Raw genomic sequence first — 16675 nt, forward strand, 5'->3', positions numbered from 1 at the left:
TTAATTAATAAAGACGATCGTTATGAAAGGATAAGGGATCGAGGCAACAACAATACACATTATAACTTTTATAGCAATGTCATGTTGAATGTGAGTAATGCATATAATAAAGTGCATATAATAAAGATCGAGAAAAGTATTTGAATACAATTAAGCATGACTTAGAACACTTAGTTTTGATGCATTTGGCATATATATTCTCTATTGCTGAACATTATATGGTTTCTTCGGATTATATGGATCATTTGGAATGTGGCATGACGCCACCTGAAAATTCTCAGTATTGGGTAGCTAATGGTGTGCAATAAATTTTTGATAAAATCATAAAAAAATCTCGACCTGATATCGCTAAATACGTTCTCGAAACCACTTCAATGCAGTTAAATCAAAAAACAAACTAAACCAATTTCTGCGACAATTAAATAATCTAAAAAAACGATAAACTTAAAATAAAGTGATAAGTGAAAGTTGGAATATTTTAAAGCCTTTAAAAAATGAATATGAAAATATTGAATCTTTTGAAGACTATTATGAGAGAATTAAATCTAAAATTGAATACTCCCATATACCGAGCCAGGTATTTGAGCAGTGGCTTTGGGCTCACCATGATAAAGCAGAAAGTATTAAAAATTATGGTTGGTTAGATTATGAAAATATTGAATTCGAATTATGTAATTGGTCTAATGAACAATTGGAATATATATATGTCATAGACAACTATAGAGATTATTTTGATTCAAGAGCCAGCTATGGTAATTTTGATAATTTTTGTTGTACACAGGAAGATCTGAAAGTTTGGCAAGAAAAAGGAACATGGAAAACTCCACCTATCATACTTGATATACAATCGCTTGGAAAAGTACCGATACATTGTGAATTAAAATCACCATTTCAATTAGTCGAAGGTCATTCCAGACTTGGATATTTACATTCTATGTTTAGAATAGATGAATTAAGAAAAGGAAATGTTGCTACAACTCATGAAATTTATTTGATGAAAAAAACATCGCTCAATGATGTTGACAATTTTAAAGCATAAAAATAAATCTCAAAAAACGATCATATTTTCCGTTTCGCCAGTCAATAATATTGGGTAATGAACTTATTAAAAGTTATAATATTTAACTTTGTTCATGCATCTCAAAGCCCGGAAACGTTATCAGTTTGCTTGCCATACGTCAGCGGTAATTCTGAGATCCTATCTTCACTTAAAACAGTATATTTACTGACACCATAAAGTATTACAAAATAAATGGAAGCGCAAATGAGCATTAATAAATTCAAATTCTTATTTGTAGCGTTTATTATAATTCTCTTTTCTTGCTCGACAACGAAAGAGACCATTAAAAAAAATGGTGTACACGAAAAATCAGACTCACTCTATTACGAAATCCAAAGACTTGGTTTAGACCTCACCAAAAAGAACAATGTTCCTGGGATGGCAGTGGCTGTTATCCAAAACGGAAAAGTTGCATGGATACAGTGTATTGGATATGCTGATGTGGCAAATAAAAAACCTGTAACTGCTCAGACAATCTTTAACATTGGTTCAATATCCAAAGTAATATCTGCGTGGGGATTTATCCAGTTGACAGAAAAAGGGCTTTTAAAATTAGATGACCCTGTTGATCAATCTTTAACCCGTTGGAAATTACCCAAATCTTCATATGATGTATCAAAGGTAACACTACGAAGAATATTAAGTCATACAGCAGGACTTTCTGTACATGGCTATGGAGGCATTGAACAGGGAACACAATTGTTAAGTTTAGAGGAATCTCTTGATGGTAAAACAAAAAGAAACCGGGAAAGTGTACGACTTATAAACGAGCCAGGAACAAAATGGGACTATTCTGGAGGAGGTTATACTCTTGCGCAGTTACTTCTTGAAGAAAAGACAAAAGAAAAATTTGCAGGCTACATGAAAAGAAATGTTTTCAAACCTTTAGGATTAAATCATACAAGTTATGAATGGACAGCAGAAATGATGAAAAATTCTGCAACCGCTTACGACACTTCGGGTAATCCGATAAAAAATAGAATATTTACAGAACAGGCAGCAGCAGGATTACAAACAACGGTGGTAGACTTAGCCCACTTCGCCGAATTATCTATTACAACTAATTCCAGGCAATTACACAATGTTTTGAGACCAGAGACAATACAATTAATGGAACAACCTATTCTCCCATCATCTAATGAAGGAGAAAGTGGTCTTGGATACCGGTTTTTAAATTATGACAATTTTCGAACGATTGGACACACCGGTGAGAACGAAGGCTGGAGCGCTGCAATGTTTTTGCATTTACCGACAAAAAGTGGATTAATATTGCTTAGCAATGGCTCTAACGGTGACCATGTTTGGTATCCTATTTATGAGTGCTGGGCTAATAAGATAAAAGCACAACCGACAAAGATTCACTGACGCAACTAAAACTACCGATAACAAGGTTCTATCTCGTTGTATACACTTTGTAGGATGCCTACCTATTTTGTATTAATATATACATCTAATATTGGAAGGGTAGAAAATCAACCTTCTAGGAGTTTTCAAATTTGTCTCAAAAAACGAAGAAATATAAAGCTAGAAGCTGTTAATGATGTATAAAATTTGCCTTGCTACTAATAACATTTACTTTCTCGCATGAACGCATTCTTAACAAATCCTCTCGCAATAAATTCATAGATTAACATATTAACATGAAAATTCACTGCGTCACTTTGAAAACTGAACGACCGGCAATTCAAATCATCTATTTATTCTATTAACCCTTTTTCCCTAAGAAATTTTTGGAGTGAATAAAAATATTTTAACCTCTCCTTATTTTGTTCATCAATTTCGGCATCGCTATATTCAAAAGGAATATTGGTTCCGGAGAAAGCTTTCCTTCTGCCTATTGGTTCAGTAGTATAATCAAGATCCTTCACCTCAATATCTATCTGCTCGCCTGCCTCTATTTTCTCTAATATCCAAGTTGAACATATGTCATTTCTGTCTAGATGACTCAATTCTATTTCGTATTTATTCTTGGAATAATGGATTGTAAAAGCTATAGGACCAGCCTTTGGGTTTAAAGCAATCACATTCTTTTTACCTTTAAAATTAATCTCCAATCCTTTCATTTCAATAATCCTTCAGCTAGTAAGTCATTTTTCATAGATATGTACATATTCAACAAACTTTCGGGATCACGCGCTTTCGTGGAATATGGTTCAGCGCTTTCCTCAATAGTTTTTGATGCGACAATCCGTATGGAATCGTTAATATTTAGTGAAGCATATAGCCACTCAACACTTGTAAAATCATCGTTATCCAAACCAGTCACTTTAAGGCTGTCGGTTGAACAGCTAACAATGATAGTTCCATTGTTTACGCCTATATCTATTTTTTTTTCATTAAGAAAAATTTCAAATCCTTTCATAGTAAATCAAAGTTACGATTTATTGCACGGAGCAAACGCTACATGGTTAAGGCTCACCATTGGTACTATCATTTCCTCGTGAGCGAAAGTTAGGATATAAGATCGAAACAATGATGCTTGCGAGGTTTAATTGATATTTAGTTTTTCGCTTCTTGGTTATTTTTTCGAGACAACATCACTTGTAAATCTATTACTTGATTCAATCATCTACAGCGATAGACACAAGTATTTAAAAAACCGTGGACTTGTGATAGTACAAAAATCTATAGCGTAAATTTCATCTCAAAAAACGAAGGAATCCGACCTCTACTGCGTATTTTTCTTTCAGCTGTAAATGTATGCGTCAATAACGGTAAAGAGACAAAATCTTTTAGGCATATAGGAATATCACAATATTAACTTCTGACTTGATTACTTCACATTTGGTCATCTATAACTTATATACATATTCAATCATATATAATGGAGAAAAGAGTAATAGAACGAATCAAGGTTAATAATATTAAAGCTCCCAAGTTCCACTTTTGTTATCTTCAATCTGAATCCCCCAATCATGCATGGCCTTTAAGATTGGGATAAGAGTTTTTCCACGTTCGCTTAATTCATATTCAACACGTGGCGGCTTTTCCAGATATCGATGACGAGTGATCAGGCCGTCTTCTTCCAGTTCTTTTAGTTGCTGGCTAAGGATTTTCCTAGATATATCGGGCATCTGTACTGCTAGTTTTCCAAAACGTACCATTCCACCACTGAGCAATCTAATCAGTATAATTGGTTTCCACTTCCCTCCTATATAACCTACCGTACGTACTACTGCACAGTTTTCAGGATTTTGCTGCATTTTTCTCATTAGTTACTTATATGTTACCAGTTTTCGCTTTTAGTTACTCATATGTTACCACCAATGTCAGGGTGAAAAGAAAACGCTCGCGATAGCTTTAGTTACTTTGTGAAACAATAATAATTAAATTTTAACAACATGAAAAATCAAGACAACCAAAGTAAAGACCTTGAAGGAAAAATAGCCTTGGTAACAGGCGGCACGAAGGGCATTGGAAAAGCTATTGCAAACAGATTAGCCCAAGGGGGTGCCAAACTGATCGTAACAGCGAGAAACCATCCTAAAGAGACTGACATTAACTACCATTTTATCGCTGCAGATCTGTCTTTAGCCTCAGATGTGATTAGAGTCGCAGATGAAATCAACGAATTATTCGGCGGCGTGGACATATTAATTAATAACATGGGCGCGAACACCTATCCGGGGGGCGGTTATGACTCACTGGCAGATGAGCATTGGGATGAGGCGTTACAGGTTAATCTTCTTTCATCGGTACGCTTGGACCGTGCTTTATTACCCAAAATGCTGGAAAAGAAAAGCGGTGTTGTCATTCATATTTCTTCTACCAGCGGTCAGTTTCCGATTTGGGAATCTACCATGGCCTACAGCACTGCTAAAGCTGCTTTGAATGCTTACAGTAAAATGCTTGCTGACCAGACAGGTCCTCAAGGAGTAAGAGTTGTAACTGTTTCTCCAGGTTTAACTAAAACGGAGGCTATGGCAACCTTCTTAAAAGAACTGGCTGCCGCTTCGGATATTACCTACGAAGAGATGACTCAGAAGCTGTTCGAAAGAGTTGCAGGCGTACCACTTGGAAGGATGGCACAGCCAGAAGAAACAGCAGAATTGGTTCATTTTCTTGTTTCTTCAAAAGCATCTTACATCACAGGAGCGAACTACATTATCGATGGGGGAAATTTTCCAGTCGTAAAATAGAAGAATATCTGGTACAGACAGTCAATCTAGTACATCTTTCAGCAATGCCCATTTCAGTAGCGGCATTAACGCTACTGAGCCGTCAAATGACATGCTGTTAGTATCCATTTACCAGTGACAGTTTACCGAATTATGGATAATTAAACAGGTGGGCTGAGATTGAATATAAGCAAATGTTTACCTCAAAACGAACACTTCTGGGTTATTAAATTTTATTAAAATTCATTACACTATTTGATTCCAAAAAACCACAGTTTGAAATACCTTGCTCAATAGGCCGTTTTTTAGATCGAGCTACACTTTGTTATGATTTCTTTATTTAATGTTGTTTAATTGTTATATGCGGAAGAAAAGTCTTTAGCAAAATCTGTTAGTTTAACTTTGCCTAATATTGGTTGGTGACGGTAATAATCTTCGTACAAAGTACCGTCACCCTGTGCGGCCTGCATTTCTATCAACCCATTGGCAACTTTAGGATTCATACCAAAAGACAGCATACCATCTAGCATTTGTTCATCTGTAATTACCTGCCATATTAATTGAGGTCTGTTAATGGCCTTACCTAAGGACGCCGCTATTTCATTTGGCGAAACTTCATCGCTTGCTATGTAATGAACGGTTCTGCCTTCAAAGGGCTTTTCCATTTCTTGTGCTATGGCAGCAGCAATATCGTGCGGGGATACCCAAGGTTCTTTTGCATCACCTCCGTAATTTGAAACAATAGTGCCTTTTTCTTTGATGCTATGAATGGAATTTAAAAGATTGGTGTAAAAACTTGCAGGTCTCATAACTTTGATGGATACTTCTTTAGGTAACTGATTCAATATGTTTTCTATATTGTAATGAAAAATCAAATTGCCGTTTCCCGTATTGGTATGGGCGCCTATGGCACTCAACTGGATTACTTTCCTTATACCGGAATCTTCGATAGCTCTTTTATAGTTTTCGCCAAGTTGTGTCATTTCAGCCACGACATTGCTATTTGGGTCAAAAAAACTGCTTTTATCCAGTGTGGCCACTACATAAACTGCGTCTGCGCCATGGAATGTTTCAGTAAGAAAATCAGTATCCTCCATCTTACCAATAGCCGCTTTAGCCCCGAGCGATTCTATATCGCTTTTTCTTTCAGGTTTGCTGCTTATCACAGTAACTGAATGTCCTTTAAGTACTAACTCTTGCGTCAGCGGTTTTCCGATGTTCCCTAGAGAACCTGTAAGTATTATTTTCATTTCTTGTATTTAAATTGTGTTTCACAAAAGTCGTTGAACAGAATCCTAGATCTGTAGCCTAATCACGGTAGAACGTAGCCAAAATGAAAATTTTTTATGAAATAGCAGGGGTGGCTTTAAGTACACTTACAATATAGCATTAAGAAAGTAAAAGTTCAACAAAATAGCTTGGTATTGAAGTATCATTGAAAATATTGAAATAATTATACAAGAAATCGATAGTACTATAATAACTCTACCAGTTCCTCTAAATAGTGTTATAAAATTTCGACGCTTTATCTTTCTATTATTTTCCAATAATCACAGTACGAACTGCAATTATATTATTGTCGAAGGGACTAAAGTCACTACACTTGTCAATTTGGCTAAGTAATGCCTCGATTTCGCTAAGAGGGAGCGACAAAGCTTGATGACTTTTGTCTTATCAAAAACTTAATTAAAAATAAAATGAAATATTCAAAAACACCCATCATCAGTTTTAGTCCCGTTGTATTACCTGTTCATGGTCGACACGTAGACCTTGAAATAAAAGTATCTGCGCCTGCAAGCGGAACCAACCTGCCGATTATTCTGATCTCTCATGGTCATGGCCCTTCTAATTTTCTCTCTTCGTACAAAGGATATGGACCCATTGTAGATTTTTTTGCCGCTGAAGGATTTGTGGTCATTCAACCTACTCATCAAAATTCCAAAGCACTTGCGCTTCCTTCCTCCCTTCCTGAAGCACCCCTGTTTTGGAGTTCAAGGGCAACGGACATGAAATTCATCCTTGAACATTTAGATGAAATTATATCGACAGTACCCGGGTTAGATGGCAGAGTGGATAAAACAAGTGTTGCTGCTATCGGCCATTCCATGGGTGGTCATACTGTAGCTATGCTGACTGGCATGGAAGTCACTGACCCCGCAACTGGTAAAATTGTGAATGCGGGAGAATCAAGATTGAAGGCCCGGGTGCTGATAGGTACGCCTGGTGGACCCGAAGGATTTAACGGAGCAGCCAGACAACATTATCCGGTGTTGGCGGCCGGCAATTTCAGTACCATGAATTTACCAGCGCTTATTGTGAATGGGGACAATGACAACAACCTCATGTTTTCTGACGTAGAAAACTGGCGTGCAGATGCTTATCATCTAAGTCCCGGTCCTAAAGACCTACTGACAGTGTTTGGCGCTGAACATATCTTTGGAGGCATATCAGGGTATGATGCCCGCGAAACAAGTGATGAAGATCCCGAGCGTGTTGCCTTTGTATGTGAAAGCATTCTTGCGTATATTCGGAGCACATTCGATCCGGGCGATCCGAGCTGGGAGCAGGCAAAGAAAAACCTTAACCATACAGAGGGCGCACTAGGAAGTATTGAAAGCAAAGGATAATAAAAGACAATATGAAGAACGAAATGTCTAATCACCAATTCAATTCTTTATCAAGGTTGCATAAGGCGCTGGAATTGCCGGCACCTATGCATCCTTTGGTAAGCCTGATCAATAATGCAGCAGGAACCATTCCGCTTGAAAGACTTCCAAGTCCGCACATTTTAAATTTTTATAAAATTTCCTATAAGATAAATTTCCAGGGAAAGTTCAAATATGGACAGCATTACTATGATTTCGACGAGGGGGGAATGTTTTTTGTATCTCCGAACCAGATTACCGGCACCCATGAATCTATTGGTGATCAATCCTGCTACACCTTACTTATCCACCCGGATTTTTTACTGGGTTATGAACTTGCCAGGAAGATAAAAGAATATGGATTTTTCTCCTACTCTATCCACGAAGCACTACACTTATCAGAAAAGGAAAAAAACATGATAATTTCAGTTTTTGTAAATATTGAGGAGGAATTAAAAGACAGGATTGATAATTTTAGCCAGGATGTTGTAATTTCTCAGATCGAATTGCTGCTTAATTATGCTAACCGGTTCTACAGCCGGCAATTCATCACACGTAAGGCAGTAAGCAGCGACCTGCTTCAGCGTGTAGAAGAGACGCTAAAGAGCTACTTCCAGTCTTCACCTGTAAAACAGCAGGGCATTCCAACTGTTCAGTTTCTTTCAGCGCAACTCAACGTGAGTGCCAGTTATTTAAGCGATATGCTACGTTCACTTACCGGTCAAAATGCACAACAGCACATCCATAACCACCTGATCGAAAAAGCAAAAGAACAGCTATCAACAAGAAAGGCCTCGATAAGTGAGATAGCTTATGAATTAGGATTTGAGCATCCGCAGTCTTTTAGTAAATTTTTCAAGCTCAAAACAAGTGTTTCGCCTTTGGATTTCCGGCGTTCTTTCAACTAAAAAAAATGAAGAGGCTGTAAACACTAAATAAATTAGGACACATAATACCTATGTTTCCTACTTAACACCCTGGCTCTATCTTTATCTGCACGAACGAAACATTATATAAACTTGTTTCAAAATCAACCTCCATTGTAACCGAAACCTTTCTTTCCATCCGTGTTAGATAACTGGATCTAAGATTAAACAAAAGAGCATTTGATACCTAGAACGCTTAAAACAAATACAAGTCTTAGCAATAAACGCATAGTGGTAAAATCCTGTTAAGAAACCAAGTAAGGATGTACATTCTTTCGATAATCTAGTACATTGTAGGACCTACATCAATTTTCTAACAAAACGGCAGGTTTAACAAGAGAACCAGAGCAGACCAAGTATTCATTTGTCTCAAAAAACGAAAGTATTTATCCCATACTGTATATCTTTCTTTCAGCTGTAAGTTTAATTGCACCAATTACGGCAAAGAGAAAATTGTCTCACAAATGAAGGACTATTCGCGAAGCGATTTATCCGAAAAAGCTTTCAACTTTTTATTAAAATATTACAAGGCTGGTCGATTTTTATGTTCTGAATTGACCATTAAAGCCCTGTTAAAATTAAAACCTAACAGAAACCGTTGCCCGAATGTTAAAAGGCGTTCCAGGTGTAAAATGGATTTCCTCCACAGGCGTTGCCTCATTCTGCAACCTTGACTCGGTCGCAAACTGCGTTTCGTTCCAGGCCCTGTTAAAAATATTTTCGCTAATTACACCAAAGGTAAAACGCTTCCACGTATAGTTAACATTGGCATCGGTTATGAAATAACCTTCGGCCAGGATGGAGTTATCCTCATTAGCTGGGCGAGAAGCCAGATAACGGACCTTGATGGAACCAGAAAAATTCTTGAAATCCTTTATGCTAAAGCCTCCGGTAAAGGTAAAGGGCGGGGCAAGTGGAATATAGTTGGCACCCTCCGGCTCATCCAATGCCCGGCCATGGTTATAAGTGATATCACCATTTAAGAACAGCCAATTATTGATCTGGTAACGCAGCCCAAAGTCTATACCCTTTCTGGTCGTTCTTCCACTAGGCTCAATTACGCCCTCATCTCCCACATAGACGAATTCCTGCTGGAGATAGAGGTACCAAAGTGCCGCATTCAGGATCAGCCGCGGTGAAGGTTTCCAGGTGGCGCCCAAATCGGCGCCATAGGCCGCAGGAAGAATCTGCCGAGTTGTCTGCGCAATCACTACCCTCGAATCGTTGCTGTGAAAACCCTTGCCCAACTTCAAAAAGAACTGGAGGTCCTTACTCTGGTTGTAAAGAAAGTTCAGTTTAGGGCTTAAGGTAGCCTTACCAGCGGTTGAGACAAGATTACTGTTTAAATGATCGGTATAATTAAAATTGAAGTAATCCAGTCTTAGAGCAGGGTTGATCAATAATTTCCCAAGATCTATCTCTGTATTGAGAAAAGTGTAAGCATTGATTTCTGATACATCCCCAAACTGGATCTGCTCCAAGGTGACATTGCGATCCAGCGTATGCGAAAGCTCAATGTCTTTTATCTCATCCGCCCTTAGTCCGGCACCCAACTGAAAACCAAAGTCAGTGCTTGTACCGTTGTATTTTTTATCCAATACAGACTGAAGTCCATAAATGTTCCTGCCCTCTTTCTGTTTGATCTGATCACCGTTAACCGGATCATTCAGGAAAAATGTAAAATTGCTGTACAGCTCAAAATCATAGCGGCTGTAAAAGGCGCTTGATTTGATCGATGTGCTTTCATTGATAAACTTTTCATACTGCAGATTCAGATTGGTTCGGCTGGTCTTTCCGCCCTCATTCTCATCAATGGCCCCGAAGCGGGAAATCAATCCCTCATCTACCGCACGCTGGGGAATCTGTCCGGAGGCCAGCCATGAACTGTTGAAATGCATGGCGGAAAATGATAGCTTATCGAGATTATGGAACGAACGGGTGTATTTGCCCATAAGGTTGAGCCGCTTAAAATCCTGGCTCGCCTCAAAAGGGCCATCGGTTTTGATGTAACTGCCAGCTAGGTAAGCGGACTGTTTGGAATCGTTCACCAGGTTGAACATTCCAAGTCCCTTAAAGCTGTTGAACTTTCCGCCCTCGAGGGTGAGCGAGTTATTCTCCAATCTGTCCCTGGTTTGAAAGGCGACGTAACCTGCCGTAGCCAGATTACCCTTGTCAGCATGGTATGGCCCCTTATCAAAATCGATCTTCTCCACCAGTTCCGGGATCAGGAAGTGCAGGTCGGCGTAACCCTGCCCGTGCGCATGGCTCACCATATTGACCGGCATACCATCCACAGAAATATTGATATCTGTTCCATGATCGAGATCAAAGCCTCGAAGAAACAGTTGTTCGGCCTTTCCTCCACCGGCATGCTGGCCAATAAAAAGTCCGGGCACCTTTCTTAAAAGTTCCTGTGAAGAATTTACCGGATTAGTAGCGATATCTACTGCCGCAACCGAGGAAAGATGGTTCACCCCTTCGGAGACGACCACTTCATCGAGCTGAAAATTAGAGGGAGATAAACTGACGTTCATCTCCCCTCCCTTTGCTACCATTACTATAGGCTGATAACCCAACAACGTTACCCGAACTGAGTCTCCCGCTATTACATCTTTCATCAGGAAAAAACCGGACTCATTGGTATGTGCATGTTTTTTGGTCCGCTGATTCTGTAGATAAACATCCTTTAATGGAAGATTACCCGTAGAAACAATCTTCCCCTTTAAAGTTTGGGCAAAAAGACTTGTGGACAAAATACTCAATAGGATAGCGTAAAATATCTTCATGCGGCGAAACTACGAAATGTTGTAAAAATAATTCTTCACCTTTTTGTGGCAGATTGTCTAGGATTTATGGTTCTTTCTATTCATTGTTCACCTATAAGCTTTACTTTCCTGGTGTATATTTTCTTTCAGTTGTAAATACTTGCACCAATTATGTCGAAGAGAAAAATATCTCAAAAAACCAAGGTATCCATACCCTATCGGGTGTATTTCTTTCAGTTGTAGGTTTGTATGCAACAATTTCGGCACAAGTAACTTTAAGTGAACAAATAATAGCTGCAAACAAAACAACTCATTTGAATCGCTTAATTAATCTATCAAACCCGGGGTAAACAAGCCTCAACATCAGTAAATAGTTATTCTTTCAAAGAATAGTTTTTCCTTAAAATATTTATAGCTTGTTAGGTATATTCGTCGAATACAACCAAACAATATGTCACCAATACTTAAAGTAACTGGAATTAATTTCTTTTTTATCGTATTTACAATTATAACATCCATTTCTCAATTTGGCTTTGCTCAGTCGTTTGTTGACTCTACATGCTACCAATATTTTGAAATCACTGCAAAACTTAAGCAAGGTGATTCACTAAGCCGATCGGATTGGAAATCGTTTCTTTCAAATAACGCAATTAAAGACTATATGGCTGATCAGGGCGTAAATGAACAGTACTTTGAATCATATAGGAAAAATATGCAGATTGTCTATATGCCAAAAAACAATTCCATACTGCAAAAAAGATTAGCGGATCCAAACTCTTATTGGCTCACTTATATGATAAATCAATATAAAGTTGATGAGGATGGAATGAAAGAATATCTCAAACGTATAGATTCTGATCCTAAATCATACTTTGATAAGTCTTATAAGTATGCTTATTCCGCTTTACCTAAAACCGCTCATAAAAAGTTACCTAATCTTGAGGTTGCTATTATTCCAATTCATAATGATGCGCATGTACAAGACGGCTTAATCATCTATACGTTTTTATGTGCTTATAAAAACGATCAAAATAGATTGGGAGCGCTAGGTGGACATGAACTTCATCACATGCTCAGACCCCAGCCTTCATTTGACATTGAACCAGATGATAGCAGCACTGTAATGGCAATGTACCGAGTATTAAATGAAGGTTCAGCAGACATGGTAGACAAGAAATATATGACTGATACAGCCAGCCAGTTAATGCCTACCCAAAGATATTTTCAGGAATTTTTTGACGAAGGAAAAAAAATCCTTCCGTTAATGGATAGTTTATTGTCTCAAGATGTTAAAGACAGGAAAAGTCTGAAGGTCAGAGACTATTTTAAAGGCACACCTTTTACCGGAGGACATGTACCTGGAACATATATGGCTCATTATATTGAAAAAAATGGCTTGAAAAACGAATTAATTAAATCATTAGACGACCCTTTTTCATTTTTTCTGATCTATGATAGAGCATCAAAGAGGGATAAATCAAAACCATTTCGCTTTTCAAAAGCATCGATCCACAATATCGAATTTCTTAGAAATAAGTATATAAAGTAGAGATAATGTTGTAATTGTTAATCTCTTCTATAATAAATTGATTAGCAATGAATTAATTAACCTCCAACAACAAACAATTTTTTATGTAAGACAAGTTATTCATTAATTTGTCTCAAAAAACGAAGGTATCATCCCCCTACCATATATTTTGTTTCAACTGTATGCTACCTAGACCAGTTACGGCAAATAGAAATAAGTCTTACAAAACGAAGGTATCCACTCGCCACTGTAGGCTTTTCATTCATCTGTAGCTTTATATGCGCCAATTACTGCATAAAAACAACCTTAATACGTAAAAAAATAATTGCTGCAAGTAAAACATCTCCTTTGATTCGCTTAATTATCTCTAAACTCTGAGATAAATCAGCCTCTAAATCATTCTTAAAGTTATTCTCTCAAAGAATAAATTTCGTTAAAATGTTTAATGCCTGTTAGCTATATTCGTCGAATACAACCAAACAATATGTCAGCAATATTTAAAGCAACTAGAATTAATTTCTTTTTTATCGTATTTACAATTATAATATCCATTTCGCAATCTTGCATTGCTCAGTCGTTTGTTGACTCTACGTGCTACCAATATTTTGAAATCACTGCAAAACTTAAGCAAGGTGATTCACTAAGCCGATCGGATTGGAAATCGTTTCTGTCAAATGAGGCGATTAAAGACTATATGGCCGATCAAGGCGTAAATGAACAGTACTTTGAATCATACAGGAAAAATATGCAGATCGTTTATATGCCAAAAAACAATTCCATACTGCAAAAAAGATTAGCGGATCCAAATTCTTATTGGCTCACTTATATTATTAATCAATATAAAGTTGATGAAGATGATATGAAAGAATATCTTAAACGCATAGATTCTGATCCTAAATCATACTTTGATAAGTCTTACCAATATGCCTACTCCGCTTTACCCAAAACCGCTCATAAAAAATTACCTAATCTTAAGGTTGCTATTATTCCAATTCATAATGATGCGCATGCACAAGATGGCTTGATCATCTATACATTATTATGCGCTTATAAAAACGATCAAAATAGATTGGGAGCGCTAGGTGGTCACGAACTTCATCACATGCTCAGACCACAGCCGTCATTTGACATTGAACCAGATGATAATAGCATTATAATGGCAATGTACCGGGTATTGAATGAAGGTTCAGCAGACATGGTAGACAAGAAATATATGACTGATACAGCCAGCCGGTTAATGCCCTCCCAAAAATATTTTCAGGAGTTTTTTGATGAAGGGAAAAAAATACTCCCCTTGATGGATAGTTTATTTTCTCAAGATGTTAAAAACAGGAAAAGTCTGAAAGTCAGAGACTATTTTAAAGGAACACCATATACCAGCGGACACGTACCTGGAACATATATGGCTCATTATATTGAAAAAAATGGTTTAAAGAACGAATTCATTAAATCATTAGACGACCCCTTTTCATTTTTTCTGATCTATGATAGAGCATCAAAGAAGGATAAATCAAAACCATTTCGCTTTTCAAAAGCATCGATCCATAATATTGAATTTCTTAGAAAGAAGTATATAAAATAGATATAAGGAGTTAGTTGTTAATTAATTACCTCTATAACACATTGAATTCGCAATAAATTGCTTAAACCTTCGACAATGAGTAATTTGTATAGGAAAGACAAGATGTTCATAAGATCGTCTCAAAAAACGAACAGTCGATTATGGCTATTCAAACCTAAATTATATCCTCCTGTTATTCCAATGCTATCCTAAAAATTCGAGTTCCTCTTTTGAAAGCGAGATTCCGGCTCCATTAATATTCTCCTCTAAATGCTGAATTGATGTAGTTCCGGGAATGGGTAATATCCATGCAGACTGATGAAGCAGCCATGCTATGTTGAGTTGGGCAACAGTTACATCTTTAGCTTTTGCCAATTCATTCATTTTATTTTGCCTGTTCGGCAAATCGCTTTTGGAACGAATTTCTTAATGACACAACCAAAGAACACTCCGTAAAAAATCAATTTAATTTTGACGATGGACATTACAAACCTTCCCGAAGATCTATGGGAACATAACGAAACTCATACTTCGGATTTGCAAATTTTCAATTACGAAGTGTATAAGAACGGTTCTAGAAACAAGATTGGCCTGAATAAAAATGTATTCAGTTTCTTATTGAATGGTCAAAAAAACATTCACTTTTCTAATGATATCATTTCAATCAATGAAACACAATCGCTACTTATCACATCTAATAATGTTTTGGTTACCGAACTGGTAGGTGTAAGTTCATACCGTTGTTTACTCTTCTTCTTTTCTCACAAAAACATCACCGATTTTTTATTGAAACATTCCCATTCTTTCAGTCAGAATGCCTCAGATAAAAAGATAACGGATATACCTTATTTCCTTTTAGAGAAAGACAATTTTATCATCCATTATATTCATTCGCTCCAACAGATTTTTGGTTTGCAACAATCTATCTCTCAAAAGATTTTGGAACTGAAATTTGAAGAAATAATGCTTTATCTGGCGGATAAATATGGGACGGTATTTTTAGATTACTTACATTATTTACTAATCAATGAAAGAGAATTATCATTTAAAATGGTAATCGAAAAGAACCTTTATACGAACTTGAATATTGACGAAATAGCCTTTCTGTGCAATATGAGTGCCTCTACTTTTAAGAGAAAATTTATAAGTATATACCAGGAATCTCCAGGGAAATGGTTTCAGCAAAAACGGCTTAACAAGGCCAAAGAATTGTTACATAATAACCAAGTCACACCTTCCGAAATTTTTATGGACTTTGGCTATGGCAGCTTGTCAAATTTTAGTGCAGCCTTTAAAAATGAATTTGGGTATAGCCCCAACCACATCCACTCAAATTGACCTCTTTTCATAACTTATCGAACCAAACTAATAAACGAAGCAGCGCTGGTTTTTCTAATTTTGTCTGATTGAAGAATTGTTTAACTAAAAAATAAAAACAATGAAAAAATTAGGATTGTTAGTTCGGTTGGAAGCAAAGGCCGGCCAAGAAAAAAACGTTGAAGATTTTATTACAGGAGCATTACCGCTTGCTCTTGAAGAAGCCGGTACCGTTACGTGGTATGCATTCCGTATTGATGCTTCTACCTTCGGTATTTACGATACTTTTTCAAACGAAGAAGGCAGAGAGGCACACCTTGGCGGTAAGATCGCAAAAGCATTAATGGAAAATGCACCAGACCTATTGGCAACACCTCCGTCTATGGAAAAATTGGACATTTTAGCTGCCAAATAGCCTAAGATAATACCATTATATTTAAGGGAGGATTTTGCAAAAACTCAGCAAAATCCTCCCTTAATTGTTCAAAAAAATATCTTCTCTTCTTCATTTTTTTAGATATCTAAAAAATCAACCCAAAAAAGCTTACGTCCTTTGCATTATCAAATTTTAAAGAGATAAGGAGTTCTACACTAAAAGTGGGTTTGTCAAGATAAATATCACTTCTATTTATAAAAGGGTAAATTAATACCATAATTCTCAGAAAATGGTGGATTTTTGATAGGCCAATAGATCTTCAATATGAATAGTTTGTCTCAAAAAACGAACGATAAGGTTAAGCTCACACCTAAGGCGT

15 protein-coding genes are annotated in these 16675 nt (G+C 37.0%); 9 read left to right on the top strand and 6 right to left on the bottom strand.

Going from position 1 to position 16675, the window contains the following annotated elements; all coding sequences use genetic code 11:
• Positions 1–454: 454 nt before the first annotated feature.
• Positions 455–1039, top strand: coding sequence for a hypothetical protein (locus ACZZZC_RS15990; protein ID WP_463487658.1), 585 nt, complete (start codon positions 455–457; stop codon positions 1037–1039).
• Positions 1040–1252: 213 nt separating this feature from the next.
• Positions 1253–2425: a serine hydrolase domain-containing protein gene (locus ACZZZC_RS15995; RefSeq protein ID WP_124910965.1), complete on the top strand. Its 1173-nt coding sequence runs from the start codon at positions 1253–1255 to the stop codon at positions 2423–2425.
• Positions 2426–2757: 332 nt separating this feature from the next.
• On the opposite strand, the gene ACZZZC_RS16000 is transcribed toward ACZZZC_RS15995, so the two are convergent.
• The 3 genes from ACZZZC_RS16000 to ACZZZC_RS16010 all read right to left on the bottom strand — a co-directional run bounded on the left by ACZZZC_RS16000 (position 2758) and on the right by ACZZZC_RS16010 (position 4272).
• Positions 2758–3123, bottom strand: coding sequence for a hypothetical protein (locus ACZZZC_RS16000; protein WP_463487659.1), 366 nt, complete (start codon positions 3121–3123; stop codon positions 2758–2760).
• Positions 3120–3422, bottom strand: a complete 303-nt coding sequence (locus ACZZZC_RS16005; protein WP_463487660.1) for a hypothetical protein — start codon at positions 3420–3422, stop codon at positions 3120–3122. The genes ACZZZC_RS16000 and ACZZZC_RS16005 overlap by 4 nt, the downstream gene beginning before the upstream one ends.
• 502 nt (positions 3423–3924) lie before the next feature.
• Positions 3925–4272, bottom strand: a complete 348-nt coding sequence (locus tag ACZZZC_RS16010) for a winged helix-turn-helix transcriptional regulator (RefSeq protein ID WP_463487661.1) — start codon at positions 4270–4272, stop codon at positions 3925–3927.
• A 129-nt stretch (positions 4273–4401) separates the two neighbouring features.
• Between ACZZZC_RS16010 and ACZZZC_RS16015 the strand changes: the two genes are divergently transcribed.
• A complete protein-coding gene (locus ACZZZC_RS16015; protein ID WP_463487662.1) occupies positions 4402–5199 on the top strand; it encodes an SDR family oxidoreductase in 798 nt (265 codons plus the stop codon).
• Between the two features lie 329 nt (positions 5200–5528).
• Here ACZZZC_RS16015 and ACZZZC_RS16020 read toward each other — a convergent pair whose 3' ends face one another.
• Positions 5529–6428 (bottom strand): NAD(P)H-binding protein, encoded by a 900-nt coding sequence (locus tag ACZZZC_RS16020; RefSeq protein WP_463487663.1) that lies wholly within the window; start codon positions 6426–6428, stop codon positions 5529–5531.
• A gap of 447 nt (positions 6429–6875) precedes the next feature.
• Between ACZZZC_RS16020 and ACZZZC_RS16025 the strand changes: the two genes are divergently transcribed.
• The gene (locus tag ACZZZC_RS16025; protein ID WP_463487664.1) at positions 6876–7805 is read left to right on the top strand and encodes an alpha/beta hydrolase family protein; all 930 of its coding nucleotides are present in this window, start codon (positions 6876–6878) and stop codon (positions 7803–7805) included.
• A gap of 11 nt (positions 7806–7816) precedes the next feature.
• Positions 7817–8731, top strand: a complete 915-nt coding sequence (locus tag ACZZZC_RS16030) for a helix-turn-helix domain-containing protein (RefSeq protein ID WP_463487665.1) — start codon at positions 7817–7819, stop codon at positions 8729–8731.
• Positions 8732–9327: 596 nt separating this feature from the next.
• On the opposite strand, the gene ACZZZC_RS16035 is transcribed toward ACZZZC_RS16030, so the two are convergent.
• Positions 9328–11535 (bottom strand): TonB-dependent receptor, encoded by a 2208-nt coding sequence (locus tag ACZZZC_RS16035; RefSeq protein ID WP_463487666.1) that lies wholly within the window; start codon positions 11533–11535, stop codon positions 9328–9330.
• Positions 11536–11965: 430 nt separating this feature from the next.
• On the opposite strand from ACZZZC_RS16035, the gene ACZZZC_RS16040 reads away from it, so the two are divergent.
• Both ACZZZC_RS16040 and ACZZZC_RS16045 read left to right on the top strand, forming a co-directional pair.
• Complete coding sequence (locus ACZZZC_RS16040) at positions 11966–13063, top strand: DUF5700 domain-containing putative Zn-dependent protease (protein WP_463487667.1); 1098 nt, start codon at positions 11966–11968, stop codon at positions 13061–13063.
• Positions 13064–13526: 463 nt separating this feature from the next.
• A complete protein-coding gene (locus tag ACZZZC_RS16045; RefSeq protein WP_463487668.1) occupies positions 13527–14624 on the top strand; it encodes a DUF5700 domain-containing putative Zn-dependent protease in 1098 nt (365 codons plus the stop codon).
• A gap of 183 nt (positions 14625–14807) precedes the next feature.
• On the opposite strand, the gene ACZZZC_RS16050 is transcribed toward ACZZZC_RS16045, so the two are convergent.
• Positions 14808–14987, bottom strand: a complete 180-nt coding sequence (locus ACZZZC_RS16050; RefSeq protein WP_463487669.1) for an aldo/keto reductase — start codon at positions 14985–14987, stop codon at positions 14808–14810.
• 93 nt (positions 14988–15080) lie between these two features.
• On the opposite strand from ACZZZC_RS16050, the gene ACZZZC_RS16055 reads away from it, so the two are divergent.
• A complete protein-coding gene (locus ACZZZC_RS16055) occupies positions 15081–15941 on the top strand; it encodes a helix-turn-helix domain-containing protein (RefSeq protein ID WP_463487670.1) in 861 nt (286 codons plus the stop codon).
• 100 nt (positions 15942–16041) lie between these two features.
• Positions 16042–16335: a putative quinol monooxygenase gene (locus ACZZZC_RS16060; protein ID WP_463487671.1), complete on the top strand. Its 294-nt coding sequence runs from the start codon at positions 16042–16044 to the stop codon at positions 16333–16335.
• Positions 16336–16675: the final 340 nt, after the last annotated feature.

This window comes from Pedobacter sp. AC212, from assembly GCF_979258625.1.

What these genes read in the sequence shown, in the direction of transcription:
- ACZZZC_RS15995 (WP_124910965.1), top strand. Translation starts at nt 1,253, where the DNA reads ATGGAAGCGCAAATGAGCATTAATAAATTCAAATTCTTATTTGTAGCG.
- ACZZZC_RS16000 (WP_463487659.1), bottom strand. Translation starts at nt 3,123, where the DNA reads ATGAAAGGATTGGAGATTAATTTTAAAGGTAAAAAGAATGTGATTGCT.
- ACZZZC_RS16005 (WP_463487660.1), bottom strand. Translation starts at nt 3,422, where the DNA reads ATGAAAGGATTTGAAATTTTTCTTAATGAAAAAAAAATAGATATAGGC.
- ACZZZC_RS16010 (WP_463487661.1), bottom strand. Translation starts at nt 4,272, where the DNA reads ATGAGAAAAATGCAGCAAAATCCTGAAAACTGTGCAGTAGTACGTACG.
- ACZZZC_RS16015 (WP_463487662.1), top strand. Translation starts at nt 4,402, where the DNA reads ATGAAAAATCAAGACAACCAAAGTAAAGACCTTGAAGGAAAAATAGCC.
- ACZZZC_RS16020 (WP_463487663.1), bottom strand. Translation starts at nt 6,428, where the DNA reads ATGAAAATAATACTTACAGGTTCTCTAGGGAACATCGGAAAACCGCTG.
- ACZZZC_RS16025 (WP_463487664.1), top strand. Translation starts at nt 6,876, where the DNA reads ATGAAATATTCAAAAACACCCATCATCAGTTTTAGTCCCGTTGTATTA.
- ACZZZC_RS16030 (WP_463487665.1), top strand. Translation starts at nt 7,817, where the DNA reads ATGAAGAACGAAATGTCTAATCACCAATTCAATTCTTTATCAAGGTTG.
- ACZZZC_RS16035 (WP_463487666.1), bottom strand. Translation starts at nt 11,535, where the DNA reads ATGAAGATATTTTACGCTATCCTATTGAGTATTTTGTCCACAAGTCTT.
- ACZZZC_RS16040 (WP_463487667.1), top strand. Translation starts at nt 11,966, where the DNA reads ATGTCACCAATACTTAAAGTAACTGGAATTAATTTCTTTTTTATCGTA.
- ACZZZC_RS16045 (WP_463487668.1), top strand. Translation starts at nt 13,527, where the DNA reads ATGTCAGCAATATTTAAAGCAACTAGAATTAATTTCTTTTTTATCGTA.
- ACZZZC_RS16050 (WP_463487669.1), bottom strand. Translation starts at nt 14,987, where the DNA reads ATGAATGAATTGGCAAAAGCTAAAGATGTAACTGTTGCCCAACTCAAC.
- ACZZZC_RS16055 (WP_463487670.1), top strand. Translation starts at nt 15,081, where the DNA reads ATGGACATTACAAACCTTCCCGAAGATCTATGGGAACATAACGAAACT.
- ACZZZC_RS16060 (WP_463487671.1), top strand. Translation starts at nt 16,042, where the DNA reads ATGAAAAAATTAGGATTGTTAGTTCGGTTGGAAGCAAAGGCCGGCCAA.